General features: G+C 67.1%; 25 protein-coding genes. 8 read left to right on the top strand and 17 right to left on the bottom strand.

All coding sequences use genetic code 11. The features are described 5' to 3' along the window. The first annotated feature begins 63 nt into the window (after positions 1 to 63). Together OG874_RS30140 and OG874_RS44920 are read left to right on the top strand one after the other, a co-directional pair. Positions 64 to 675 carry a TetR/AcrR family transcriptional regulator gene (locus OG874_RS30140; RefSeq protein WP_330250475.1) on the top strand — a complete coding sequence of 204 codons (612 nt, stop codon included), beginning with the start codon at positions 64 to 66 and terminating at the stop codon, positions 673 to 675. A 53-nt stretch (positions 676 to 728) separates the two neighbouring features. Then, complete coding sequence (locus OG874_RS44920) at positions 729 to 1,130, top strand: SDR family oxidoreductase (protein ID WP_442943143.1); 402 nt, start codon at positions 729 to 731, stop codon at positions 1,128 to 1,130. A 63-nt stretch (positions 1,131 to 1,193) separates the two neighbouring features. On the opposite strand, the gene OG874_RS30125 is transcribed toward OG874_RS44920, so the two are convergent. After that, a complete protein-coding gene (locus tag OG874_RS30125) occupies positions 1,194 to 2,321 on the bottom strand; it encodes a GDSL-type esterase/lipase family protein (protein ID WP_330250474.1) in 1,128 nt (375 codons plus the stop codon). A 110-nt stretch (positions 2,322 to 2,431) separates the two neighbouring features. Between OG874_RS30125 and OG874_RS30120 the strand changes: the two genes are divergently transcribed. Beyond that, positions 2,432 to 2,905 carry a MarR family winged helix-turn-helix transcriptional regulator gene (locus tag OG874_RS30120; protein ID WP_330250473.1) on the top strand — a complete coding sequence of 158 codons (474 nt, stop codon included), beginning with the start codon at positions 2,432 to 2,434 and terminating at the stop codon, positions 2,903 to 2,905. Between the two features lie 28 nt (positions 2,906 to 2,933). On the opposite strand, the gene OG874_RS30115 is transcribed toward OG874_RS30120, so the two are convergent. Continuing rightward, positions 2,934 to 3,884 (bottom strand): helix-turn-helix transcriptional regulator, encoded by a 951-nt coding sequence (locus tag OG874_RS30115; protein ID WP_330250472.1) that lies wholly within the window; start codon positions 3,882 to 3,884, stop codon positions 2,934 to 2,936. Between the two features lie 63 nt (positions 3,885 to 3,947). On the opposite strand from OG874_RS30115, the gene OG874_RS30110 reads away from it, so the two are divergent. Beyond that, positions 3,948 to 5,105, top strand: a complete 1,158-nt coding sequence (locus OG874_RS30110) for an epoxide hydrolase family protein (protein WP_330250471.1) — start codon at positions 3,948 to 3,950, stop codon at positions 5,103 to 5,105. A gap of 84 nt (positions 5,106 to 5,189) precedes the next feature. Further along, entirely contained in the window at positions 5,190 to 5,342 is a 153-nt protein-coding gene (locus tag OG874_RS30105; RefSeq protein WP_330250470.1) for a hypothetical protein, read from the top strand. Here OG874_RS30105 and OG874_RS30100 read toward each other — a convergent pair whose 3' ends face one another. From OG874_RS30100 to OG874_RS30085, 4 genes are all read right to left on the bottom strand, one after another. Next, positions 5,343 to 7,313 carry a 5-oxoprolinase/urea amidolyase family protein gene (locus OG874_RS30100; protein ID WP_330257477.1) on the bottom strand — a complete coding sequence of 657 codons (1,971 nt, stop codon included), beginning with the start codon at positions 7,311 to 7,313 and terminating at the stop codon, positions 5,343 to 5,345. It lies immediately after the preceding gene. 233 nt (positions 7,314 to 7,546) lie between these two features. Continuing rightward, positions 7,547 to 8,167: an urea amidolyase associated protein UAAP2 gene (locus OG874_RS30095; RefSeq protein WP_330250469.1), complete on the bottom strand. Its 621-nt coding sequence runs from the start codon at positions 8,165 to 8,167 to the stop codon at positions 7,547 to 7,549. Continuing rightward, positions 8,164 to 8,913 carry a DUF1989 domain-containing protein gene (locus OG874_RS30090; protein WP_330250468.1) on the bottom strand — a complete coding sequence of 250 codons (750 nt, stop codon included), beginning with the start codon at positions 8,911 to 8,913 and terminating at the stop codon, positions 8,164 to 8,166. The genes OG874_RS30095 and OG874_RS30090 overlap by 4 nt, the downstream gene beginning before the upstream one ends. A gap of 126 nt (positions 8,914 to 9,039) precedes the next feature. Further along, positions 9,040 to 10,581 (bottom strand): amino acid permease, encoded by a 1,542-nt coding sequence (locus OG874_RS30085; RefSeq protein WP_330250467.1) that lies wholly within the window; start codon positions 10,579 to 10,581, stop codon positions 9,040 to 9,042. A gap of 234 nt (positions 10,582 to 10,815) precedes the next feature. Here OG874_RS30085 and OG874_RS30080 point away from each other — a divergent pair, with 234 nt between their 5' ends. Then, positions 10,816 to 11,481, top strand: coding sequence for a TetR/AcrR family transcriptional regulator (locus tag OG874_RS30080; protein WP_330250466.1), 666 nt, complete (start codon positions 10,816 to 10,818; stop codon positions 11,479 to 11,481). A gap of 12 nt (positions 11,482 to 11,493) precedes the next feature. Here the strand turns inward: OG874_RS30080 and OG874_RS30075 are convergent, their stop codons facing one another. The 8 genes from OG874_RS30075 to OG874_RS30040 form a co-directional block, all read right to left on the bottom strand. Beyond that, a complete protein-coding gene (locus tag OG874_RS30075) occupies positions 11,494 to 12,819 on the bottom strand; it encodes a TerD family protein (protein ID WP_330250465.1) in 1,326 nt (441 codons plus the stop codon). 234 nt (positions 12,820 to 13,053) lie between these two features. Further along, the gene (locus tag OG874_RS30070) at positions 13,054 to 14,556 is read right to left on the bottom strand and encodes a TerD family protein (RefSeq protein ID WP_330257476.1); all 1,503 of its coding nucleotides are present in this window, start codon (positions 14,554 to 14,556) and stop codon (positions 13,054 to 13,056) included. A gap of 62 nt (positions 14,557 to 14,618) precedes the next feature. Next, positions 14,619 to 15,176, bottom strand: a complete 558-nt coding sequence (locus tag OG874_RS30065) for a hypothetical protein (RefSeq protein WP_330250464.1) — start codon at positions 15,174 to 15,176, stop codon at positions 14,619 to 14,621. Between the two features lie 44 nt (positions 15,177 to 15,220). Then, on the bottom strand, positions 15,221 to 16,021 hold the full coding sequence (locus OG874_RS30060) for a family 1 encapsulin nanocompartment shell protein (RefSeq protein ID WP_330250463.1): 801 nt from the start codon (positions 16,019 to 16,021) through the stop codon (positions 15,221 to 15,223). Next, a complete protein-coding gene (locus OG874_RS30055) occupies positions 16,018 to 17,043 on the bottom strand; it encodes a Dyp-type peroxidase (RefSeq protein ID WP_330250462.1) in 1,026 nt (341 codons plus the stop codon). Before OG874_RS30055 ends, OG874_RS30060 begins: the two co-directional genes overlap by 4 nt. Positions 17,044 to 17,103: 60 nt before the next feature. Further along, on the bottom strand, positions 17,104 to 17,430 hold the full coding sequence (locus OG874_RS30050; protein ID WP_330250461.1) for a cupin domain-containing protein: 327 nt from the start codon (positions 17,428 to 17,430) through the stop codon (positions 17,104 to 17,106). A 190-nt stretch (positions 17,431 to 17,620) separates the two neighbouring features. Beyond that, on the bottom strand, positions 17,621 to 18,115 hold the full coding sequence (locus OG874_RS30045) for a dihydrofolate reductase (RefSeq protein WP_330250460.1): 495 nt from the start codon (positions 18,113 to 18,115) through the stop codon (positions 17,621 to 17,623). Next, complete coding sequence (locus OG874_RS30040) at positions 18,112 to 18,918, bottom strand: thymidylate synthase (RefSeq protein ID WP_330250459.1); 807 nt, start codon at positions 18,916 to 18,918, stop codon at positions 18,112 to 18,114. The genes OG874_RS30045 and OG874_RS30040 overlap by 4 nt, the downstream gene beginning before the upstream one ends. A gap of 63 nt (positions 18,919 to 18,981) precedes the next feature. Here OG874_RS30040 and cobF point away from each other — a divergent pair, with 63 nt between their 5' ends. Next, positions 18,982 to 19,734 (top strand): precorrin-6A synthase (deacetylating), encoded by a 753-nt coding sequence (cobF, locus tag OG874_RS30035; RefSeq protein WP_330250458.1) that lies wholly within the window; start codon positions 18,982 to 18,984, stop codon positions 19,732 to 19,734. Between the two features lie 230 nt (positions 19,735 to 19,964). After that, positions 19,965 to 20,834: an Fpg/Nei family DNA glycosylase gene (locus OG874_RS30030; protein WP_330250457.1), complete on the top strand. Its 870-nt coding sequence runs from the start codon at positions 19,965 to 19,967 to the stop codon at positions 20,832 to 20,834. Between the two features lie 43 nt (positions 20,835 to 20,877). Here OG874_RS30030 and OG874_RS30025 read toward each other — a convergent pair whose 3' ends face one another. The 3 genes from OG874_RS30025 to OG874_RS30015 are packed head-to-tail and all read right to left on the bottom strand — an operon-like array spanning position 20,878 to position 24,072. Then, entirely contained in the window at positions 20,878 to 22,392 is a 1,515-nt protein-coding gene (locus tag OG874_RS30025) for a carboxylesterase/lipase family protein (protein ID WP_330250456.1), read from the bottom strand. Positions 22,393 to 22,405: 13 nt separating this feature from the next. After that, complete coding sequence (locus OG874_RS30020) at positions 22,406 to 23,830, bottom strand: dihydrolipoyl dehydrogenase family protein (protein WP_330250455.1); 1,425 nt, start codon at positions 23,828 to 23,830, stop codon at positions 22,406 to 22,408. After that, positions 23,827 to 24,072 carry a DUF2630 family protein gene (locus OG874_RS30015; protein ID WP_330250454.1) on the bottom strand — a complete coding sequence of 82 codons (246 nt, stop codon included), beginning with the start codon at positions 24,070 to 24,072 and terminating at the stop codon, positions 23,827 to 23,829. The genes OG874_RS30020 and OG874_RS30015 overlap by 4 nt, the downstream gene beginning before the upstream one ends. Between the last annotated feature and the right edge of the window lie 47 nt (positions 24,073 to 24,119).

Below are 24,119 nucleotides of genomic sequence, written 5' to 3'. Positions count from 1 at the left end.
CTTTCGTAGGTATACGACGTACGCCTACATTCAGTATGCGCGTACCTTGTACGCTGTCAACCCGTGCCCCGCCCTCGTTCGCTGACCGGCCCCGCCATCGCGGCCGCCGCCCTCGCGGTCCTCGACCGTGACGGCCTGTCCGGACTCACGATGCGCGCGGTCGCCAAGGAACTGCGCATCGCCACCATGGGGCTCTACCGCTACGTCGCCGACCGCCACGAACTGGAGGTACTGGTCGTCGACCACCTCCTGGCCACCGTCGACCTGTCGCCGCCCACCGATCCGGACTGGCGTGACCGCGCCGCGTCCCTTCTGGAACGGATGCGCGCCGCGGTATCCGCCCACCCGGCAACGGTCCCGCTGGTCGTACGCCACCGCCAGACCGCCCCCACCAGCCTGCGCTGGATCGAAGCCATGCTGACCGTCCTCACCGACGCGGGCTTCACCGGCGTCGGCCGCGTCCTGGCCCAACGCACCCTCATGGCCTTCCTCCTCGGCCACCTCCAGAACGAGCACTACGGCCCCCTCTCCGGCCCGGGCACCACCGCCATGACCCAACTCGCCCCAGCCGACTACCCCCGCCTCACCGAGACCGCCACCGAAGCCCAAAAGATAGACCCCGCAACCGAATTCCGCCTAGGCATCGAAATAGTCCTCCGCGGCCTCGCCCCCTAGCGAGATCGGCTACCCGATCGGCTCAGGAACGGCCCGCGACCACATCCTGGACGGTGCACGGCGGCCTCCCGGGCGCCTCCCTCTACGGGGTAACCAAAGCGGCGGTGCACAACCTGACCCACACCCTCAGCATCGAACTCGCACCCAAGCGAATTCGCGTCAACTCCGTCAGCCCCGGCTATATCGAAACCTCGATGTTCCACGACAACATCACCGCCGATGCCCATGCCGCTGTCATCACTCGGGTAGTGATCGGCCGCCTCGGCACCGCCGACGATGTCGCCGCCGCCGTCGCCTTCCTCGCGCCGCAGGCCCGGCGTCCGGCACCTACCCACCGCCACCAGCCCGACGTCGTCGGGCGTGATTCGCGCCCGTCGGGTGCGCAGAAAATCGCGGAGCTGCTCGCGGCGACGCAGTGTCACCGCCGGGGATTCGCCGACCATATGTCACGGTAACGGGCCCGCCGATGCCAGCGCCACGAATTACACCGTGGCGCAGACGGTTCGGACACCTGTGGATCAGTCGGTGAGCCCGAGGATGTTCATCGTTTCGCCCATGATTTGGTGGCCCGCGTCGTTGAGGTGCAGGCCGTCGCCGCTGTCGAGGTCGGGGCGGATGAAGTCCGGGTCGTCGGGGTTCTCGACGGCGGCGGCGATATCGAAGACGGCGTCGAAAACCGCTGTGGTGCGCAGCCATTCGTTGACCTGGCGGCGGACCACGCGGCCTTCGGCGACATTGAGGTCCGGGTAGATGACACCGGCGAAGGGGCCGATGGTGTTGGCGTAGACCGCGAGTCCGGCCGCGTGGGCGCGTTCGGCTAGGGCGGTGAAACCAGCGATGAGGTCCGCGGCGGATGCGGTGCTGTTGTCGAGAATCAGGTCGTTGATGCCGAAGTTCAGGACGACGTGGGTGACGCCGGGGACGTCGAGCACATCGCGATCGAAGCGAGCCAGGCCGTGTTCGCCGATCTGGTCGGTCAGTAGGCGAGTACCGCTGATGCCCTGGTTGAGCACCCAGCCCGTGGTGAGGCGTGCGTTGAGGACATCGACCGAGCGACGGTTGGCGCCGCTGGTGGAACCGACGCCTTCGAACCAGGAGTCGCCGAATGCGACGACGATTGGAGCATCGGCGGTGGTGAGCACGTCGGCGCCGGTCACATAGAAGCGCGAGGTGGCCTCCTCGGCGTCGGATAGCGCCACCGCGGCGGTCTGGTCACCGTCGGCGACGTAGCTGGATTCCATCGGCAAATGCGAGAACGGTGCCGGCCCGGTCTCGTCCGGCAGGTGGACGCTCAGTGCCAGATCCATACCGGCTGTCGTCGCGAAATCGACTGTGTCGCTGATGATGTCGGCACCCGCCGGAATTGTCGTGTGCGTCTTGCCGTCGAAGAGCAGTGCGGTATCGGTCTCGGTCACGATCTCCGCGCCGGACTTGCGCACCGCGATGCGGGCCGCGCCGATGGTCACCGGCGTCGCGCCGTAGCGATTGGTGAGTCGCACCCGCAGCCGCGCGCCGCCGCCGACCAGGTGCAGCACCTGGCGCACCGTGTGGTCGGCGAAGCCGCGCGGCTCGGCCAGGCGGATCCGTTCGATGGGGTCGACCAGGGTGGAACGGAAGGTGGCGACCCAGTGCGGGGTGGCAGTCATCGGAAGCTCCATTTAGTTGCGGTGAGGAATATTGCTCTGACAACAATCTAGCGCGTATGTTCCGCATGTCAACTATCCTCAACGCAACTACCTGAGCTAGGCTCGGATTCGTGACCGCAGACCTCTTCGATGATCCGAGGCTCACCACCATGGGCTTGCTCTACGAGGCGCACGAGGGCCTGCATGCGAGGTTGGAGCCGACCTGGCGCAAGCACGGCCTGTCGGGACTGGACGGCAACGCGCTGATGCGGCTGAGTCGCTCACCGGGACGGCGGCTGCGGATGACCGATCTTGCGGCGCAGACGAACCTGTCCACCAGCGGCGTCACCCGCCTGGTCGATCGGCTGCAGCGCAACGGTTTCGTGCGACGTGAACTCGATTCCGTGGACCGCCGCAGCGCCTACGCCGTACTCACCGCGGCGGGCGCGGCCAGGCTGGCCCGCGTGCTGCCCGAATACATCGAGGTCATCGAGCGGTGGTTCACCGGTCTGCTCACCACTGACCAACTCGACGGCTTGATCACCGGACTGCGCATCATTCGCGACGCGGTCCGCCCGGAGGCGACCGCCCGCCAGCCGGACTAGATCAAATCGTTTGCACTGGGTATCTGATTTATTCGATCGCTTCGATGAGGCGGGTGGTGAGCTCGCGGATGTGGGCGATGAGTTCAGGGGGTTCGTGGATGCGGCAGGCGAAGCCGAAAATCCCGATGTAGACGGCTAATTCGTCGAGCGAGTTGGAGCCGGTGCGCAGTAGGCAGGTGCGGTCGTCGATCGCCTCGATGAGGCCGACGGTCGGGGCGATCCGTTCGGCGGCCACCTGTGCGGGGACGTACAGGGTGACGCGGGCGGTGTAGCGGTAGGGGGAAGTCGTTGTGCCGCTGGTGATGTAGCGGGCCAGATCGGCATCGGGGGATTCACGGGGCGTGCAGCGCGGGCCGGTGGGGATGCGCGGGCGCAGGCGGTCGACGCGATAGGTGCGCCAGTCGGCGCGGTCGACATCCCAGCCGATGAGGTACCAGTGGCGGCCCGTGTGGACCAGGCGATGCGGTTCGGTGGTCCGCAATGCCGTTGCGCCGCTGTGGGTTCGGTAATCGAAGCGCAGGTGGTGACTGTCGCGGATCGCGCCCGCGATCGCGGTCAATACATCGGGGTCGACGGTGGGACCCGCGGAAGGCACTGTGACGGTGACCGATTGGAGCAGGCTGATCCGGTGCCGTAGCCGGGAGGGCAGCACCTGTTCCAACTTGGTGAGCGCGCGCAACGAGCTGTCCTCGATACCCGCGATGGTGCCGCCCGCCGCGGTGCGCAGTCCGACCGCCACGGCTACCGCCTCGTCATCGTCGAGCAGCAGCGGCGGCAGTTTCGCACCGGCACCGAGGCGGTAGCCCGCAACACCGGCGGTGGCGTCCACCGGATAGCCGAGGTTGCGCAGCTTGTCGATATCGCGACGCACGGTGCGCACATCGACTTCGAGGCGTTCGGCGAGTTCGGTGCCGGTCCAATCGCGTGGCGTCTGCAATAGCGACAGCAATCGCAGCAGTCGCGCGGAGGTCTCCAACATGGCTAGAAGTCTGCCCTATACCTAGGGCCAATCCTGTCCTAGGCGGCTCATATCGTAGTTCTCATGACCACAGAGATCACCCCGTTCCGTATCGAAATCCCGCAGCAGCAGCTCGATGACCTGCGTAATCGGCTCGACGGCGCGCGGTGGCCCGCACCGCTGCCCGGCGACGGCTGGGACACCGGCGTGCCGACCACCTGGTTGCGCGGGCTGGCCGACTACTGGCGCACCGAGTACGACTGGCGCGCGGCGGAGGCCCAGCTCAATGCCTATCCGCAATTCACCACCGAGATCGACGGGCAGCGGATTCACTTCCTGCACGTCCGTTCGCCCGAACCCGATGCCCTGCCGCTGCTGATGACGCACGGCTGGCCCGGTTCGGTCGTCGAATTCCTGGACGTGATCGGTCCGCTGACCGATCCGCGCGCGCACGGCGGGGACCCGGCCGACGCCTTCCACCTGGTCATTCCGTCGCTACCCGGCTACGGATTCTCGAGTCCGGTCGTCGATGATGGCTGGAGCACCGAACGGATCGGCGCGGCCTGGGCCGAACTCATGCGCCGGCTCGGCTACGAACGCTATGGCACTCAGGGCGGCGATATGGGTGCGTCCGTCAGCCCGCAGGTGGGCCGCGCCGCGCCGGACCATGTCGTCGGAGTGCATTGCAACGGTGGACCCGCCCCGATCCCACCGACACATCAACTGTCCGAAGAAGAGTTGGCGAGCCTGACCGATCTCGAACGCGACCGGATCCGGCGCATCCAGGCGTTCATGCAGGAGGAGTTCGGCTACATCGCCATCCAGTCCACTCGCCCGCAGACCTTGGCGTATGGGCTGGTGGATTCGCCGATCGGCCAGCTCGCCTGGATCATGGACAAGTTTCGGGAGTGGACCTATCCGCGAAATGCGGACCCGGACAAGGTCATCGACCGGGATAGGCTGCTGACCAATGTGATGCTGTACTGGCTCAACGGCACCGCGGGCTCGGCCGCCTACGTCGGTTATGCGCAGCGCGGCGGCTGGGGCACGACCAACCCGAACTCCGGTGTGCCGACCGCGGCCCTGGTTTTCGCCCACGACATCGTCATTCGCCGTTACTGCGAGACCGAGAACACCATCACCCGCTGGAACGATGTGGATCGCGGCGGACACTTCGCGGCCCTGGAGGAACCGGTCCTGCTGACCAACGACATTCGCGAGTTCTTCCGCGATCTGCGCTGAAAACGTGGGCCTGTTCCGGCATGTCGCGGCCGGAGCAGGCCCACAATCTAGGTCAGCACGATGTGGTTGGCAGGGGTGGTGCGCATGAGTGAGCCGAGACGGATTACTCAGGAACATCGAGAGGACTTCTGGCGGCGCTGCGGGTGGTCGCCCGAGCTGCCCGAGGCCGAACGCCGCACCATCGAAGACGTCTGGGACGACGAGTCGATCGATCTGGCGGAGCTGTTCGGCTGGTGATCACGCGGTGAGTTCGCCCGCCCGCTGCCACGAATTCCGCTCCTCGGCGAAGGCCGCCGCCTGCATGGCACGGAACTCCTCGATCGATGACGCGTTGTCGGCGAGGAACTTTCGGTAGTCCGCGAGCGCGAACTCGCCGTCCTCGGCCCGCACCTCGACCTTGCCCGTGGCGAAATCGGCACGCAGGTCGAGCAGTTCGTCCGCGCCGACCGGATACCAGCGGATGCGATCGAAGTAGCGCAGCAGCCAGGGGGAGTCGTCGGGACGGTCGCCGGGGTTGCGGTGGTTCCAGACTTGGGTTGTGCGGCCGACGAATTGGTAACCGCCGGGGCCTTCCATGCCATAGATGCACAGGTACGCGCCGCCGATGCCAACGGCGTTCTCGGGGGTCCAGGTGCGGGCTGGGTTGTACTTCGTGGTGACCAGCCGGTGCCGCGGGTCGGTCGGGGTTGCGACCGGTGCGCCCAGGTAGACATCGCCGAGACCGAGCACCAGATACTCCGCGCCGAACACGGTGTCATAGACATCCTGCACCGAGCCCAATCCGTTCATGCGCCGGATGAATTCGATATTCCACGGGCACCACGGCGCGTCGGCCCGCACGCCGTGCATGTAGCGGGTGATCGCCTCCCTGGTCGAGGGATCGTCCCAGGACAGCGGCAGCTGCACGGTTCGGCTCGGAACGACGAGCTGATCCGAGGCCGGGATGTACTGTTCGGCCTCGGTGAGCAGATCGAGCAGCGTGGCTACGGGCAGGACCGCCGGATCGACCCGGATCTGTAGCGAGCGGACACCCGGGGTCAGCTCCGTCACGCCGCGCACACCGACCGCGAGCAGGTGCTGGTGCAGCGCATGCACGCGGGCGCGCAGGCCGAGATCCAGTGTCATGGTGCCGTATTCGACCAGGACGCCGTCGTTGCCCTGGCGGCGGTAGGTCACCCCGGTCTCGTCGTCGACATCGGTGCGGCGCAGCACACCGTCATCGCCGTCGCCGCCGGAGGAGAGCACCGTGGACCACGCCGCGCGCCGAGCCGGGCCGAGCTCACGGATCGAGGCGGCACGATCGCTGCGGATCGGTACGAAGCGCACGGCGTCGCCGGGGGAGAGCTGGCCGAGCTTCCAGCGATCGGCGGCGACCACGGTCACCGGGCAGACGAAGCCGCCAAGGCTTGGTCCATCGGGGCCGAGCAGGATGGGGGTATCGCCGGTGAAGTCCAGTGCCCCAACCGAATACGGGGTGTCGTGGATGTTGGAGGGGTGCAGCCCGGCCTCGCCGCCATCGGTTCGGGCCCACTCGGGTTTCGGACCGATCAGCCGGACGCCGGTGCGATCGGAGTTGAAATGCACCTCGTAGTCGGTGCCGATGATGGTGTCGAAGTCATTGCGCGTGAAGAACTCCGGTGCGCCGTGCGGCCCCTCGGTGACGGCCAGTTCCCAGCGCCGGGACAGCACCGGCTGCTCCTCCATCGGCACCCCGGTCGCGACTCGGCCGACCTGCGCGCCGAGCTCGAGCTTTTCACCGACCCGCAATGCGCTGCCCTCGCTGCCACCGAACTTGCCGAGCGTGAATGTGGCTGTGCTGCCCAGGTATTCGGGCAGTTGGATACCGCCTGCGAGCAGCACATAGCAGCGCATGCCGGGGCCGCGCACCGCGCCGATCTCGAGTACGCCGCCCGCCGGAACCAGCACCGTCCGCCACTGCTGCACGGGAGTCCCGTCGACGGTGACGTCGGTGGGCGCGCCGGTGACGCACACCCAGGTCGGCACGGAGAATTTCAGTGCGGGGCCGCCGAGGGTGCATTCGAGACCCGCCGCACCCTCGGGATTGCCGAGCGCCCGGTTGCCGAGTCGGAACGACAGATCGTCCATCGGTCCCGACGGGGGGACGCCGATATGCCAGTACCCGATCCGACCGGGCCAATCCTGCACGGTGGTCAGCATTCCCGGCCGCAACACCTCGACTCGGGGCATCGCATCGTTCATCGTTTCGGGCTTCGCGCGCACCCGATCGGCCACGCCCGTGAATTGCCCGGATATCGAAGTCGCAGAAGCGATTTCGGGCGGCGAATCGGTCGTGTCGACGCCGGTGTTCGCGACGAGCCGCACGCGGTGGTCTCCGCTGATCGGGTGTGCCCCATCGTCGGTCCGCGTGCTTGCCGAACCGATCGGCCGCGCCGCACCATTCGCCGACAGGTCGGTCACGGTCATCGGGTCACCACCATCCGCACCGGCGTGGGATCGAAACCATTGCAGGGGTTGTTGATCTGCGGGCAGTTCGACACCAGCACGAGCGTGTCGATCTCGGCGCGCAGGGTGACTTTCTTGCCCGGAGCGGACAATCCGTCGACGATGCCGAGCGTGCCGTCGGCCTCCACCGGCACATTCATGAACCAGTTGATATTCGAGACCAGATCCCGTTTGCCCAGACCCCATTTCAGCGCTTCGGCCAGGAAGTTCTCCACGCAGGCGTGCTGGTGCGCGGTGTGGTGGCCGTAGCGCAGCGTATTGGACTCCTGGGAGCAGGCGCCCGCGATGGTGTCGTGGTTGCCGACCTCATCGGCGACCACGGTCATCAACGCGGTACCCGCGTCGGTCAGCAGCACGCTGCCGGTGCCGAGAAAGATATTGCGCTGCGCGGTGATGGTGGCCTGTGCGCTGTAGCGGTCGGTGTGGTCGGCGGCGGCGTACAGCAGGCAGTCCACCGCCTGATTGCCGTGCAGGTCGATGATGTCGAGTTGGTCACCCGCGCGGACCACCGTCGACCAGGGCGCGCGGGCGGGAACGGTTTCGTCGAGCACGATGGTGCGCGTCGGTGCCGAGGTCATGCCCCTACCTCCAGAGTCGCGGCCGTCCAGGCCTGTTCGGTGTTCTGCACGGCCCGCAGGTACTCCGGATCGGAATTATGCTGCGCGGCAAGCTCTTCCGGTGCAGACCAGGCGACGATGTCGAGATCCGTCGCGGCGCGGTCGTCGAGTGGATGCGCGGTGTCGGCGATCAGCAGGACCACCGGCAGATGGATGAGCAAGTCGACCGACGCGCCCGGTGCCGCGCTGCCGATGGCGGTCAGCGCGCCATCGGATTCGACACGGACGCCGCGGAAGAAGGACACGGTCGGCGCGACATCCCGCGGCTCGAGGCCCTGTTTGGTCCCCGCGAGCCGCAGCAGCCCGCGCGCCTGCGCCGTCGGTCCGCAGAGGGTGTCGTGGTGGCCGGAGGTATCGGCGACGACGGTGGCCAGCACCCGCCCCTGATCCGACAGCAACGGATGCCCGATGCTCACATACGCCTGCCACGGAACCTTCACCGTATCCGCGACATTCAGCCGCTCCCACGGCGCGTCGGCGCGCAGCAGCAAAACGTGCGCGCACGCGGCACCGGCGACATCACGCAACCGAACCCTGGTCCCACGACCGAGCACGATATTCGCGTACCCGCCCGCCGGAATGCGTTGCGCGAAGGTGATCTTCGCCGCCGCCACATCATCCGGCAGCTCCGGCCCCGCAATCTCGGCGGCCGCCGCCTGCGACCGGGCGTGCACCCGCGCTCCAGTAGTGGAAGCTGTGCTGGTCATCGTTGATCCTTTCGGTGCGATATGTCGGGCACCCGAGCTGTCGCTCACTGAAGCGGGACTGCGCTCCGCGGTGAGCGCGGATGGTGCGCGGCGGCGGGTATTCGGCCCACCGCCGCGCACCATCGGTCAGGCGGGTTGGGCAGCGGGTTCGAGGGTCTCCTCGTTCTTCGGCCCCGTGTTGACGACGCGGTGCACGACAACTCCGACACCGATCACCACCAGCACGAAAAGCGGTGCGGCCCAGAGCATCCACCAGCCGCCGCCATTGGGCGTGTAGACCTCGGCGCGTGGCCAGGCCAGGTTCACCGCCATCGCGATGCCCCAGACCACGGCGAGCGCGTTGATCGGAATTCCGAAGCGCCCCAGGCTGAACAGCGAGCCGTCGTCGCTGTCCCAGCCTTTGATCCGGCGCACCAGGAGCGGCACCGTGACCAGCAGGTACGCCAGATACAGCGTCACGATGCAGACGCTGGCCAGCGTCGCGAAGATCGCGGCATTGCCGAGGTTGAGGACGAGCAGGCCGATGCCGAGCACACCGATGATCACCGACGGCAGCACCGGGGTGCCGTAGCGCGGATGCACGCTGGCCAGCCGGCGGGCGAAGGGCAGCTTGCCATCCCGGGCCATCGAGAACATCAGGCGCGAGCCCGCGGTCTGAATTGCCAAGGTGCACACCGTGATCGCCACCGCGACACAGCCGAGCAGCACCTTGCCCGCGGGACTGTCGAGCTTGGCGGTGAGCACATAGGCCAGGCCCTCAGTGGACAGCGAGCCGTCGTCCAGGCTCGGCGCCGCCATCAGCGCGCCGAGCAGCAGCAGTCCGCCACCCAGCGCGGAGACCGAGAGCGCGGTCAGGATGGTGCGCGGGGCGACCTTGCGCGGGTTCTTCGTCTCCTCGGAAAGTTCACCGGCGGAATCGAATCCGACCATCACGTAGGCGGCCATCAGACCGGAGACGAGGAATGCGGCCCAATACGGTCCCGGCGCGGCCTGATCGGTCTGCAGCACCACGCCCGGACCGCGCTCGGTGTGAGTGAAGAACAGCGCGATGATCGCGAGCACGCCGACGATCTCCACGGTGACGCCGATCGAATTGATCCGCGACATCAGATCGATGCCGATCACATTGATCACCGTGGTGAGCACCAGCAGGATGCTGCCGAGCAGTACCGCGTTGGTGGCGCCGGAGGTCGAGGTGAGCGCGGTATCGTCGCCGACGATCTGGAATCCGCTCCAGATCGATGGCAGCACCACCTGCAGTGCGATGGCCGCGGCGGCGGCCGTGACGATCTGCGCGATGACCATCATCCACCCCGCGAACCAGCCGACGACCTCGCCGCCGAGTCGCCGCGACCACTGGTAGATGCAGCCCGAAATCGGGTAGCGCGCGGCCAGTTCGGCGAAGTTCAGCGCGACCAGGAACTGGCCGGCGAAGACGATCGGCCAGGTCCAGAAGAAGGCGGCGCCGCCGAACGAATAGCCGAAGCCGAAGAACTGGAAGATCGTGGTGAGGATGGAGACGAAGGAGAAACCGGCCGCGAACGAGGCGTAGCGGCCCAGTTTGCGGTGTAGCACCGGCTGATAGCCGAAGCCGGCGAGGTCGGCGTTGTCCCGGTTGGTGTCGGGCGGTGGGAGGACGGGGGCGAGTGAATCGACTTTGGTGGCCATGGGGGTTCCTTCGCGAGCGGCCAATACCTATCAGATGACAGTTTTGCGTTCGCGATCGCGCTTACGGTGTCCCCCGTGTATCGCTTCCGGGAACCCCGGTAACTTCTGCGTTGCCGCTATTTCTGTCGAATGACAGAAACCTCACCATCGGCGCTGACGTATTCGGATCCACCAGACCGGTCTGAACGCTACGGCGGCGGATGGCCGTACTGGACCCGGTGCCAGAATGGCGACGTGGCAAATCTCGGTCCCGGCCGTCCCCGTCTCGACCAGCGACCTCGTCGCGGTCGGACGCCGCGCGCCGAGATCCTCGACGCCGCCGGTGAGCTGTTCACCACCAACGGCTATGCCAATACTTCGACGCGCGCGGTCGCGGATGCGGTCGGGATCCGGCAAGCTTCGCTCTACCACCACTTCGCCGCCAAGGACGACATCCTCGACGCGCTGCTCGCCGAAACCATCGCGGGCCCCTTGGCGCTCGCCGAACGCCTGCGCGAGATGTCGGAGCCGGTGCACACCCAGTTGTACGCGCTCGCCTTGTTCGACGTGCGCCAACTCTGCGCCGCCCAGTGGAATCTCGGTGCGCTGTACCTGCTTCCGGAGTTGCGCACCGAGCGCTTCGCCGCCTTCCGGCTGCGGCGCGACGAACTACGCGGGCACTACGAAACTTTGGCCGCGGCGGTTATCGAGGAGTCGGGCGGCTCGAGTATCGAGGGCGCCGAGGGTCTGCCGTTCCGGCTCGTCGAAACGGTGATCAGCATCCGCTCCGACGAGGGCAGTGCGCCCGCGTCCGCGCAGCGCGCGATTCCGGACGCGATCATGCGCATGCTCGGCTGGTCCGGCGATGTGGCGCAACTGCGGGCCGCGGCAAGCGAACTGCTGCGGCGCGCACCGTCCTGAATCGTTCGCGGATCAGGACTTTCCGCTGGTAGCCACCCAATTCATGCCCCAGCCGTAGGCCAGATCGACGGCCTGATTGAGAAAGATCGACGGATCGGTGGGGCGGGGCAGAAATACGCCCTCCCGCCGAACGACGAGCTCACCATTGATGTTCTCGATGAGGGCGAGCACCATGCGGCGCGAGTTGTTCGTGCACCCATCGACACTCATTTCGATCGGCGCGGCGCCCATCGGATACAGCGTCGCGGTGGCTCGAACACCGCGGAAGTCCGTCGCACCTTCGTAGAGCGAGGCGAACACCAGGATTCTGCGGAAGTCGGCCGTGTGGTCGAGGTTGATATCGAGATTCTCGCCGGTCGCGCTGCCGCCCGTGCGGTCGTCCTTGTCGAGCAGGATGTAGGGCGGATTCGTCAGCGATCCGAAATTGCCGATGGCATGGATGGTGCCCTTGGATCCATCCTGGAGCTCCCACAGGCAGCAGAGGTCCAAGTCGAGCGTGTCACCGGTCTTGCGCTTACCGAAGATGCCTTTGCCCGACGGGGAGGACCAGTTCAGGTTCACCCGCATCACGCCCCCGGTGGCACCGGTCTTGGTAAGCGAGACCGCCGGAGCCTCCTTGGTCAGCGAGATCTTGCTCATGTTGATCGGCGGTGCGGGTGCGGCGGGCGGTGGTGCGAACTGCTGGGCCGGTGGCGGGAACTGGGGGACCGGTGGCGCGGCCTGCTGGGCTGGTGGTGCGAACTGCTGCGCTGGTGGTGCGAACTGCTGGGCTGGTGGTGCGGCGTGCTGAGCCTGCGGCGCGACCTGCGGCGCCGGGGCCGGTTCTTCGTCGACCGAAATCCCGTAATCGGTTGCCAGCCCGGCCAGCCCCGAGGCATAGCCCTGTCCGACCGCCCGGAACTTCCAATTCTCCTGTCGCCGATACAGTTCCCCGAGGACGAAGGCGGTTTCCGTCGTCGCACCGACACTGTCGAAGCGCGCGACCTCCGCGCCGTTCGCCGAATCCACCAGCCGCACATAGAGACCCTGGAACTGCCCGAAGGTGCCGCCGTCCGCGGAGGCCGCGATCACGACGGTCTCGATCTGCGACTCGACCTGAGACAGGTTGACCGACAACACATCCAGCACCGACGGGCCCCGGTTCTTGCCCTCGTACCGCACCGCCCCGGACGGATGGCCCGGCTGGTTGTAGAAGACAAAGTCGTTATCCGAGCGCACCTTGCCACCGGCGAGCAGCAGCGCGGACGCGTCGGCATCGGGCACGCCGGGCCCGGCCTGCCAGCCGAGTTCGACTCGAACCGTGGACATCGGCACCGCGACGTTGGCGCCCTTGATCATCGACATTGAGTACCCCCGAATTCGTTGGCTGCGACTCTACAGCGTGTCTCCCAACCAGTGCGGGCCGGTAAACACCGTCCTTCTCGGACGCCCTCGACTCACGCTGGTGCAGGGTGAGTGTCGGTTTCCGCGTCGCTCGGGCCGGTTTCACCCACACACGAGTGTGGGCCAGCGCCTTCCCGTCGGCGGACGGCCCCGGCCGCGCGACGGCCGGACCGCTGTCGACGACAGCCACTAGTCCTTGCCGCGGGTCGCCTTGAACTCGAAGCCCCAGTTGTAGATTCGGGCGATCTCGCGAATACCGCCGCCTGGTGCGCCCGAGGGCGGCCGGATGAAGGTGCCGTCGCGGCGTACGACCAAGTCGCCGTTGAGATTCTCGATATGCGCGAGGATCACGTCACGGGAGTTGTCTTGGCAGCCACTGATGATCATTTCGATCGGCGGCGAATTGAGCGGGTACAGCGTGGCGGTGGACTGCACGCCCTGGAAATTGTTCGCGCCCTCGTAGATCGAGGCGAAGACCAGGATCCGGCGGAACTGCGCGGTGTGGTCGAGATTGATATCAAGGTTCTCGCCGGTCGTGCTGCCGCCGGTGCGGTCGTCCTGGTCGAGCCGGATGAAGGGCGGACGGTCCAGCGCGCCGAACGAACGATCGAGGGCGCGAACCGATCCGATCCGGCCGTCGGCCAGCTCGAAGAAGCAGCACAGATCGAGATCGAGGGTTTTGGCGCGCTTGCGGCCGAACAGCCCGCCACCACCAGCGGTCTGCGCGATGGTCCAATTCAGGTTGACTCGCATGGTGCCCGAGGTGGCCCCGTGCTTGGTCAGCGAGACCGACGGCGCTTCCTTCGTCAGCGAGACCTTGCTGAGGTTGACCGGCCCGCCAGTGGGAGGCGCGGACTGGGGAAATTGGTTGGGCGGCCCGTACGGCTGCGACACCGGGTTCGGCGGATACCCGGGCGGCGCGGTCGGCGGCTGTGGCGCGTACTGCTGCTGCGGTGCGGGCTGCGGGAACGTCGGTGTTGGCGGCGCATACTGCTGCGGCGGCGCGGGCGGAGTGTACGGCGGCGGTGGCGGCGCGTACTGCTGCGCGGCAGATGGGGTGGATGGCGGCGGCGCGTACTGCTGCTGCTGAGGTGGTGGTGGTGCGTATTGCTGCTGCGGCGGTACGGGTGAGGCCGGCGGCGGTGGCGCGTATTGCTGCGGCGGCGGCGCGGGCGCCGGATCATCGACCGAGATACCGAAATCGGTAGCCAGCCCGGCGAGTCCGGTCGCATACCCCTGCCCGACCGCACGGAACTTCCACGCCCCCTGCCGCCGATACAGCTCACCGAGCACGAACGCGGTCTCCGAGGTCGCGCCGCTGCTATCGAAGCGCGCCGCCTCCGCACCGCTCACCGCATCGAGCACCCGCACATACAGACCGTGGAGCTGCCCGAACGTCCCACCGTCCGCGGACGCCGCGATCACGATGGTGTCGATCTGCGGTTCGACCTGGGCCAGATTCACCGACAGCGTATCGATGACCGTCGGCCCCTGCCGCTTACCTTCATGGCAAACCGCGCCGGACGGATGGTTCGGCTGGTTGTAGAAGACGAAGTCGTTGTCCGACCGCACCTTCCCGGACACGAGTAACAGCGCGGAGGCATCCGCATCCGGAACCCCTTGACCCGACTGCCACCCCAGCTCGACGCGGACTGAAGACATCGGCACCGCGACATTGGCGCCCTTCATCATCGACACTCTGCCAAGGTATACGACCCGGGCACACCCTGTCTGTCCGTTCGACGGGCCCCGGATCAGCGAGTGGGCGGCGCGATCTGCCAGTGTGTCTGCAGCGCACCGGCGATCTCCGGCAGCACCGTCACCGGCACCCGCTTACGCCGTAGCATCGCCCGAATCTCGGTGACCTGCTCGCGTTTGCGCATGTCGTAGGCACCGGATACGGGCTGGCGCACCGGCGGGATGGACAACAGCACTAGCTCACCGTGGCGCTCGTCGCCGCCGATCAGATCCAGCGCGAGCGACCAGCGGGCCCGCTCGTCGAGGGTGAACCGCCCCGCCACCACCCGATCCCAGTCGATACTGGATTCGCGCCACGGCGTGCGCCGATAGATCGCCCCGTCGGTGAGCACCACGACATCCCGGCCGAACAGCGCGACCAGCAGCGCGATCCCCGCGATCGCACCGGCCAGCAAGCCGGTGAAGACCCGGTTGAGCCCGAAGCCGGCGACGATCGCCCCGCTGACCAGCACGGTGACCACGATCCCGAGCGTCCCGTACAGCATTGCCCGCCGGGTCGGAACCACACCCGCGCGCACCATCGTCATCTCGACCTCCCGCATACCGTCCCTCACCGTAGTCGCTCCGATACTGCGGCGGTCTCCGGACCGGCGGAGCCTCAGGACTCGAGCGCGACCGCGGCTTCGCCGGTGTAGACGAGGAACTGCAGGCTCTGCTGGAAGTACAACTGCACCGACTGAGCGTCGTGGGACAGATAGCCGATGGACAGGTCCTGACCCAGCCGCAGGTCGAAGTCGCCGCCGCGGGTCGTCAGCACGAACGCGCCGTCGATGGCCGGCGCCCAGATGATCTCGCCCTCCGGAATGAGCCGTTCGATATGGGTGCGGATCGGGTGCCCGTGGTCGGAGGTCTCGCTGACCGCGGTGTACAGGTCGGCGCTGAGCAGCACCGAATACGGCCCGTCGACGCCCGCCAACCGCAGCGCGCTCAGCGCCTGGGCGACGGCCTCGGGCACCAGCCGCGGATCGCTGGGCAGCGTGATCGGGTCGTTGGACGAACTCGCCCGGATACCGGTGATATTCGCGGCCTGGTAGCCCTCGAAGATGGCCCGGTCCTCGGCGAAGGCGATCTTGCGCGCGGACTCCTTCACCGCATCCAGATCGGTGTCCTTCGCGCCGCGCTCGACATCGTCGAGTTCCTCGCGCGAGAGCGTGAACGGCACCCGCAGCTCGACCAGCGGCGCGACCACGCGCTGGCGGGCCTGCACGCCCTCGTCGGGGGCGGTGATGGTGGTGGTGCGGCCGAGTCCGACGGCGGAGTAGTCGGCGCCGTGCGGGCCGGACAGGTCGACCACGCGACGACCCGCGATATGGCGCTTGAAGGTGCGCGTCGCCTCGTCCTCGATCGCCGTCCAAGCCTCGGCGGTGATCGGCGCGAGTTCGCGATGGAGGTTATTCATTGCTGCGTGCTCCTTTTCAACGTGCCGATACCGAGTGCGCCACTACCGTTGCCAACACCGTTGGGCGACAAGGATTCCCCGATCGCTTCGGCCGCGGGCGCATCCGGGAGGTTGTCGAAGAAGTCGGCGGGCGGGGTGAAGAACAGCGTGCCGGTGACCGCGATGGAGAAATCGAGGATGCGGTCGTAAGCGGCGTCATCGGTGCCGACGAACATGCGGGTGAGCATGGTCTCGGTGACGCTCGGGGTAGCCGCGTAGGCGATGTAATAGGTGCCGAATTCCCCGTCTTTGACGCTGCCGAAAGGCATATTGGCGCGCACGATCTGACGTTCGGTGCCGTCGGGATCCACCAGGGTATTCACCGCGACATGCGAATTCGCGGGCTTGTCCGCATCGGAGAGTTCGAAATCGTCCAGCTTGGTGCGGCCGATCACCTGCTCCTGCTCTTCGACCGACAGCGCCCGCCACTGCGGCATGGTGTGCAGGTACTTCTGCACGATGACGTAACTGCCACCGGCGAATTCGGGATCCGCGTCGCCGATGAGCGCCGCGCCTGCGGCGGCAGCGCCCTCGGGATTCTCGGTGCCGTCGACGAATCCGAGCAGATCGCGCTGTTCGAAGTACCGGAATCCGACGGTCTGGTCGACGATGGTCACCGCGTCCGCGAGCCGGTCGCCGATCGTCATCGCCAGTTCGAAACAGGCGTCCTGGGTTTCGGCCTTGATGTGGAACAGCAGATCGCCGGGTGTGGCCGGGGCGGTGTGGTGTTCGCCGGCGAAGATCGGGAATTCGTGGAGTTCGGCCGGGCGCGCTCCGGTGAAGAGCCGATCCCAGGCGAGCGAGCCGATCGAGGTGATGCAGACGAGTCCGGCACCCGGCACGCGAAATCCAACCGAACGCCGCAGACCCGCTAGATCGGCGAGTAGTTCGCGCACTGCCGACTCTCCGCCCTCGTCGATGGTGGCGACGAGGAAGATCGCGGCCGGTGTCAGCGGTTCGAGGATCGGCTGCGGCGCACCCATGATCAACAGCCTAGAGGTCCGCACCGTCAGATCGGCGCAGCGGTGCGCGACATCCGGCTACTACTTGGCGACCGTCAGCAGGAATGCGACATCGTCGACGGCCTTGACACTGTGCCGTGCCTTCGGCACCACCAGCAGGTCGCCCGCGGAACCCTTCCACTCGTTGGTGCCGCTGATCAGGGTCAGCGTGCCGCTGAGGATCAGCAGGGTGGCCTCGCCCGCGTTGTCGTGTTCGGCCAGGCTCTGGCCCGCAGACAGACCCACCACGGTCTGGCGTAGTGAATTGGCGTGACCGCCGTAGATCGTTTGCGAACTGCGTCCGCTCGTGGCAGTCGAGGCCAACTTGAGCTGTTGGCGCGCGACCGCAGTAAGCGATTTCTTGTCCATTGACCGCCTTTCGCACATCACATCACCCGGATCAGGGCTGGTGACACGGGCTGATATCAGCGAGTATGCCCGACGGCCGCCCGTCACGGGTTCGGTTTGATCGCCCCGCCTGAACCCGGCGTGTTCGGCGGCCGCATCGGTCGAACGTCGCTGTGCGACTGTGACTCGAGCGAGGCGGGAAGTTTGCCGATTAGTCGCCCTGTTCGTGGGTATAGCGGCGAATGCGGAACCGCAGGCCGGTGGCCGACTCGCGCCACGGGGCGGCGGCGGCGTGCCATTCGGGGCCGATGGCAGGTGCGTATGCGTCGCCATCGACCTTGGTGTCGACCTCGGTGACCAGTAGGTCGGTCGCGAAATCCATAGCGGCGCGGTAGATTTCGCCGCCACCCGCGATCCAGACATCGTCGGGAGCGCTCATCCTCATGGCCTCCGGCAGCGACGCCGCGCGTTCGGCGCCCTCGGCCGACCAATCGGGTTGGCGGGTGACCACAATATTGCGGCGGCCCGCGAGCGGCCGGAATCTGGGCGGCAGGGAATCCCAGGTTCGGCGGCCCATCACCACCGGATGACCCATGGTGACGGCCTTGAAATTCGCCATATCCTCGGGCAGCCGCCACGGAATGGTGTTCTCGAAACCGATCACCCCGTCGGGCGTCTGCGCCCAGATCAATCCGACCGTTCTCACACCGCTACCGGCGCCTTGATCGCCGGATGGTGTTGATAACCGACCACTTCCACGTCTTCGTAGGTGTAGTCGTACAGCGACGGCGCGGGCCGCAGATTCAGCGTGGGGAACGGGTACGGCTCCCGGGTCAGCTGCTCGGTGACCTGCTCGATGTGGTTGTCATAGATGTGGCAGTCGCCGCCGGTCCAGATGAAATCACCGGGCTCCAGTTCGGTTTGCTGCGCGATCATCTGCGTCAGCAGCGCGTAGCTGGCGATATTGAACGGGACGCCGAGGAACAGGTCGGCGCTGCGCTGATAGAGCTGGCAGGACAACTTGCCGTCGGCGACATAGAACTGGAAGAACGCGTGACAGGGGGCCAAAGCCATCTTGTCGAGATCGGCCACATTCCAGGCTGAGACGATGATGCGCCGGGAATCCGGATTGGTGCGCAGCGTCTGCAGCACCTCGGCGATCTGGTCGATATGGGTGCCGTCCGGAGTGGGCCAGGAACGCCACTGCACGCCGTAGACCGGGCCCAACTCGCCATTGCGGTCCGCCCATTCGTCCCAGATGGTGACACCGTGTTCGCGCAGCCAGGCCACATTGGAATCGCCGCGCAGAAACCACAGCAACTCGTAGACGATGGACTTCAGGTGCACCTTTTTAGTGGTGATCAGCGGGAAGCCTTTGGCAAGGTCGTAGCGCAGCTGATGGCCGAAGACGCTGCGGGTCCCGGTGCCCGTGCGATCCGCCTTCGCGGTGCCGGACGCCAAAACCAGTCGGAGCAGGTCCTCGTACTTGGTATCCGCATTGTTCGCCACGCCTGAGGAGCTTACCCATCCGCTAGCTGATGGACTCGGCTGCGCACCTGGCAAGCTCGGGCCATGCGCAAGCTTTACGTGATCGGCATCGGCGCGGGCGACCCGGACCAGGTGACCGTGCAGGCCATCAAGGCCATGCGGCAGGTCGAGGCGTTCTTCGTCATCGGCAAGGGGGCCGAGAAACAGGAACTGGTCGACGTGCGCACGGCGATCCTCGCCGAGCACCTCGAGCACCCCTACCGCATCGTGGAGATCGCCGATCCGCCGCGCGACCGCACCCCCGACGACTATGCGGGTGTCGTCGAGGATTGGCACGATCGCCGCTCCGCACTGTTGGAAGATGCCTTCGCGCAGGTAGACGGGGTCGGCGGCATCCTCGTCTGGGGCGATCCGTCGCTGTACGACAGCACTCTGCGCATGATCGAACGCGTCCTGGACCGCGGTGCGCAGAGCTTCGACTACGAGGTGATTCCCGGCGTCACCAGCGTGCAGGCGCTGGCCGCCCGGCACCGGATGGTGCTGCATCGCATCGGCGAGCCGGTGCACATCACCACCGGGCGTCGCCTGCGCGAAGAAGGGCCCAGTGGCTCGACGGTGGTCATGCTCGACGGCGAGTGCTCGTTCACCGAGGTGCCCGGCGACGATATGCACATCTGGTGGGGTGCGTATCTGGGGATGCCCGACGAGACGCTGATCGAGGGTCCGCTGCGCGAGGTCGAGCAGGAGATCGTCGAGCGCCGGACGCGGTTGCGCGCCGAGAAGGGCTGGATCATGGACGTCTACTTGTTGCGCTCGGGAGACGGCCCGCGGCTTTGACCGTCGCCAGTACGGGCGTCGTCTCCAGCGTGTGGATGGCCGTCAGTGCGCCGAGACGGTGGGTGAGGTAGTGGTGCAACGCCTCCGGATCCGGGCACATCGCTTGGGTGACAAGGTTTGTCGGGCCGGTGGATGAGCACTCTCGCACCCTGTCGCCGGGTTTCGCTCGACCTCGAGCGTGGCACGCGTGAACAGCGCCGATGTCAGTGCTTACCGGTAGCCTCGAAGTCGTGCCCGAGCTACCGGAAGTGGAGGCGTTGGCGCAGTTCCTGCGGGAGCACGCGGTCGGCGCTGTGGTGGGGCGTGTCGATGTGGCGGCACTGAGTGCGGTCAAGACCTTCGATCCGCCGGTGACGGCGTTGTCCGGGCGCGATGTGACCGGGGCGGGCCGGTGGGGGAAATTCCTCGGGATGGCATGCGACGGGCTGTGGTTGATCACGCATCTGTCGCGCGGCGGCTGGTTGCGGTGGATCGATGAGCCGAGTCAGACGCCGCCCAAACCGGGCGGCAAAAGTCCGCTTGCACTGCGCGCGCACTTCTTCACCCCCGAGGGCATGACACCCGCATTCGACCTGACCGAGGCGGGCACCAAGAAACGGCTCGCGGTCTACATCGTCGACGATCCGAAGCTGGTGCCCGGCATCGCGCGGCTCGGCCCGGACACGCTCGAGGTGACCGAGGAGCAGTTCGGCGAGATCCTGCACGGCGCTGCACAACGCATCAAGACCGCGATCGTCGATCAGACGCTGCTCGCGGGTATCGGCAACGCCTACTCCGACGAAATCCTGCACACCGCGAAGATCTCACCGTTCGCCAACACCAAAACCATGTCGGCCGAAACGATCTCGGTCCTCTACGAAGCCATGCGTTCGGTCCTGACCGACGCGGTACAGCGCTCGGTCGGCCAGGACGCGGCCCGGCTCAAGGGCGAAAAGCGTTCCGGCATGCGGGTACACGCCCGCACCGGCCTGCCGTGCCCGGTCTGCGGCGATACCGTGCGCGAGGTCTCCTACGCCGAGCGCTCGTTCCAGTACTGCCCGACCTGCCAGACCGGCGGGAAAGTACTGGCCGACCGCCGGATGTCGCGGCTGCTGAAGTAACGAGCGTCGGTTATCGACCGGTCGAACAGCGTGGTAGGCCGTGTCAGATCAGCGTCGGCACCTGAATGCCTTGCCAAGCAATACGTTTGGCCTTGTCCGGATCGTTCTCCAAGCGGGTGATCTCATCGATGATCAGCGTCGTACGCCGTTCCTCGGTGTAAGCGGGCCAGGACGGCAGGGGGCGACCCGTACGGGCGAACTCCAGCCAGTTGTCCTGGAACTGCCGGGTGACCGACAGCAGACCGCGCCGTCCGCCCGCGGCGGTCAGCGCACGCCCGAACGGGGAGTCGGCCGCCCCGAAAACCGGGATCAGATCGGACGCGTGGGTCGCGCCGATACCCGCGAGATACAGTGCGCGCGGGGCGAAGTCGTAGCGGTAGGCGTAGGTGGGCGCATGTCGACTGTGGCCTGCCATGGTGGTCACCGATGGCCGCCAGAACACGTAGTCGCCGCCCGCGCGGACCGCGATCTTCGGGTCGGGATAGCCGGGATAGGCCGCGATCACCCGGGATTCGAGTTCTTCGCCACCCGCGCGGGTCAACAGGGTGTGCAAGCGGCCCGGAGTGGTCGGCAGCTCGTCGGCGAACTTGGCGAACAGCGTGCCCTCATCGCGATTGGTGCCGATGATCAGTGGCAGTCGGTGCGCGGTGCCGTCGGCGATGGCGTCGACCGGAGCCTGCGGCAGATAGTCGCCGTCGACGACGGGCCCGATGGGGAACAGGCCGGGGTGTTCCCGCAGCACCTGCCCGCTGGTCTGGTCGACCGCGCGGCGAATATCGTTCGCACCGGCTGTGATCAGCGCCTTGGCCGCGGTGTCCGGGGTGGCGCCCAACCGCTCGATACAGCGACGGGCGAAGGCGCGGGCGTTCTCGGCGTTCATCGCCCAGTCGGCGGGCGGGCTCTGCGCGATGCCGCGATGGAACAGACCTTTGGCCGCGGGTGTGGCGAGCAGCGAGAGCACCGCGTGCGCGCCGGCGGATTCGCCGAAGATGGTGACATTGCCGGGATCTCCGCCGAAGGCCGCGATATTGCGCTGCACCCACTGAAGTGCGGCCACCTGATCGCGCAGGCCGAGGTTGGCGTCGAAAGGTCGCTCAGGCGTACCGAATTCACCGAAATCGACATAGCCGAACGCGCCGAGCCGGTAGTTCAGCGACACCACGATCACATCGCCGCCGACCGCGAGCCGGGATCCGGAGTACAGACCCAGCGCGGAGGTGCCGATCAGATAGCCGCCGCCGTGGATGAACACCATGACCGGTCGCGGCGTCGCCGAACGCTCGACCGGTGCGACGACATTCAGTGTCAGGGCGTCCTCACTGGTCGGCTGATACCGGCGCGGCCCGATCCGCGCACCGGACCGATGCTGCATCGCCGCCGGGCCGAACACCGTCGCGTCGCGGACGCCGGCCCACGGCAGCACCGGTTGCGGCGCCCGAAACCGCAGGTCGCCCAGTGGGGCAGCGGCGTAGGGAAGGGAGCGCCAGCGCAGCACGCGGCGGCCGAGGTGACCGCGGACGACGCCGTCCGCGGTCGTAATGTCTGTAGTTGCCACCATCTTCGAATGGTAACTACGCCCGGCGTTCCTCCAACAGACGCAACCACAGCTCGCTCACCGTCGGATAGGCGGGCACCGCGTGCCACAACGTCGCCAGCGGCACCTTGCCGACCACGGCGATGGTCGCCGCGTGGATCAGCTCACCCACTTCCGGACCGACGAAGGTGGCGCCGAGCAGCGTATCGGTGGCGGTATCGATGACGATCTTGGCGCGTCCGGCGTAGTTGTCGCGCGCCAACGACGATCCGGCGACCGCGATATCGAGTTCGACGGTCTCGACCGCGTAGCCCGCTCGACGCGCCGCCGCTTCGGTGTGACCGACCGAGGCGACCTCCGGTGCGGTGAACACGACCTGCGGCACCTGGGCGTGATCGGCGGTCGCGGCGTAGCGCGCGTCCGCGAGCGGACGTCCCTGCGCGCGGGCGGCGATGACGTCACCGCACACCCTGGCCTGGTACTTGCCCATATGCGTAAGCGCGGCACGGTGATTCACGTCGCCGACCGCGTACAGCCAGTCGCCGTCGACGCCGCGTACCGCCAGTTGATCGTCCACCTCGACGTAGCCGTCCGGGAGTCCGACCGTCGCCAAGCCGAGTTCGGCCGTCGCGGGTGCGCGCCCGGCGGCCACGATGATCTCGTCCGCCTCGATCGACGAGTCGCGCAACTGAACCGTGACGGGTCCGCCATGGATCCGGCCCGCACCGGTGTCCTTCGCCTCGGCCCGCTCCACCCGAACGGGTTCGGTCCCGAAACGGACTTTTACCCCCGCCTCGACGAGCGCCGCGGCCACCCGCTCCTTGGCGAACGGTTCCGCATTGCCCAGCAGCGCGGCACCACGCACCAGCATGGTGACCTCCGCACCGAACGCGGCGAGCCAGGTGGCCGCCTCACAGGCGACCACGCCACCACCGACGATCACCACCCGGCGCGGGACTTCGTGCAGATTCGTCGCATCCCGTGACGTCCACGGCAGCGCATCCCGCAGACCGGGGATATCGGGAATATGAGCCTTGGTCCCGGTGGCCAGCACCACCGCGTGCCGGGCCCGCAGCAGTCGGCCATCGGCCTCGACCAGCCGCGCACCCGCGAGCCGCCCGTTCCCGCGCACCACGTCGATGCGGTTGTCGGTGGCCCAGTCGACCTGCGAGCTGTCGTCATGGTTGTGCGTGAAAGCGTCGCGCCGCTTCAGCACCGCCTCGAGATCGAGTCCGCTCGCGGTGATGCCGGCCATTGCCTTCGCGCCGGAGAGCACGTGCACGGGTCGCAGCATTGCCTTGCTGGGCATACAAGCCCAATATGAACATTCACCGCCGACGAGTTCGCGCTCCACGATCGCGGCGGTCCGCTCGCTACCGGCGATGGCGTAGGCGGCGGCGTTCTCCCCGGCCGGTCCACCGCCGATCACGATGACGTCGTAGTCGGCGGGATCCGAGGTCACTGCAGATAACCCTCGACTTGACGGGCGGTGTTCTCGCGTGCCTCCTCGGGGGCCGCGCCGGCCTGGATCCGCGCTCGGCGCTGCCGAAGCAGATCCCAGGCCTGATCGAGCATCACTTCGAGTTCGGCGAGCTGCTGCCTTTCGGTCACCGGGTCGACCGCACCGGCCGTCGCCCTGGACCGCAGATCATGCTCGCGGTCGACCAGATTCTTGATACGCACCAGGATGTCCTGTTCGGTCATGCGGACCATGCTACGACTGCGCTAGCGACTGCTTGCCAGGTCGCTCG

Source organism: Nocardia sp. NBC_00565, assembly GCF_036345915.1.
Lineage (GTDB): Bacteria > Actinomycetota > Actinomycetes > Mycobacteriales > Mycobacteriaceae > Nocardia.
The sequence above is the reverse complement of the archived record's forward strand: the minus strand, read 5'-3'. Positions and strand labels throughout refer to the sequence as shown.

Excerpts from the sequence above, each read along its gene's own strand:
- OG874_RS30125 (WP_330250474.1), bottom strand. The coding sequence starts at position 2,321 with ATGACTGCCACCCCGCACTGGGTCGCCACCTTCCGTTCCACCCTGGTC.
- OG874_RS30115 (WP_330250472.1), bottom strand. The coding sequence starts at position 3,884 with ATGTTGGAGACCTCCGCGCGACTGCTGCGATTGCTGTCGCTATTGCAG.
- OG874_RS30110 (WP_330250471.1), top strand. The coding sequence starts at position 3,948 with ATGACCACAGAGATCACCCCGTTCCGTATCGAAATCCCGCAGCAGCAG.
- OG874_RS30105 (WP_330250470.1), top strand. The coding sequence starts at position 5,190 with ATGAGTGAGCCGAGACGGATTACTCAGGAACATCGAGAGGACTTCTGG.
- OG874_RS30100 (WP_330257477.1), bottom strand. The coding sequence starts at position 7,313 with ATGCCCCGAGTCGAGGTGTTGCGGCCGGGAATGCTGACCACCGTGCAG.
- OG874_RS30095 (WP_330250469.1), bottom strand. The coding sequence starts at position 8,167 with ATGACCTCGGCACCGACGCGCACCATCGTGCTCGACGAAACCGTTCCC.
- OG874_RS30090 (WP_330250468.1), bottom strand. The coding sequence starts at position 8,913 with ATGACCAGCACAGCTTCCACTACTGGAGCGCGGGTGCACGCCCGGTCG.
- OG874_RS30085 (WP_330250467.1), bottom strand. The coding sequence starts at position 10,581 with ATGGCCACCAAAGTCGATTCACTCGCCCCCGTCCTCCCACCGCCCGAC.
- OG874_RS30075 (WP_330250465.1), bottom strand. The coding sequence starts at position 12,819 with ATGATCAAGGGCGCCAACGTCGCGGTGCCGATGTCCACGGTTCGAGTC.
- OG874_RS30070 (WP_330257476.1), bottom strand. The coding sequence starts at position 14,556 with ATGATGAAGGGCGCCAATGTCGCGGTGCCGATGTCTTCAGTCCGCGTC.
- OG874_RS30060 (WP_330250463.1), bottom strand. The coding sequence starts at position 16,021 with ATGAATAACCTCCATCGCGAACTCGCGCCGATCACCGCCGAGGCTTGG.
- OG874_RS30055 (WP_330250462.1), bottom strand. The coding sequence starts at position 17,043 with ATGGGTGCGCCGCAGCCGATCCTCGAACCGCTGACACCGGCCGCGATC.
- OG874_RS30050 (WP_330250461.1), bottom strand. The coding sequence starts at position 17,430 with ATGGACAAGAAATCGCTTACTGCGGTCGCGCGCCAACAGCTCAAGTTG.
- cobF (WP_330250458.1), top strand. The coding sequence starts at position 18,982 with ATGCGCAAGCTTTACGTGATCGGCATCGGCGCGGGCGACCCGGACCAG.
- OG874_RS30025 (WP_330250456.1), bottom strand. The coding sequence starts at position 22,392 with ATGGTGGCAACTACAGACATTACGACCGCGGACGGCGTCGTCCGCGGT.
- OG874_RS30015 (WP_330250454.1), bottom strand. The coding sequence starts at position 24,072 with ATGACCGAACAGGACATCCTGGTGCGTATCAAGAATCTGGTCGACCGC.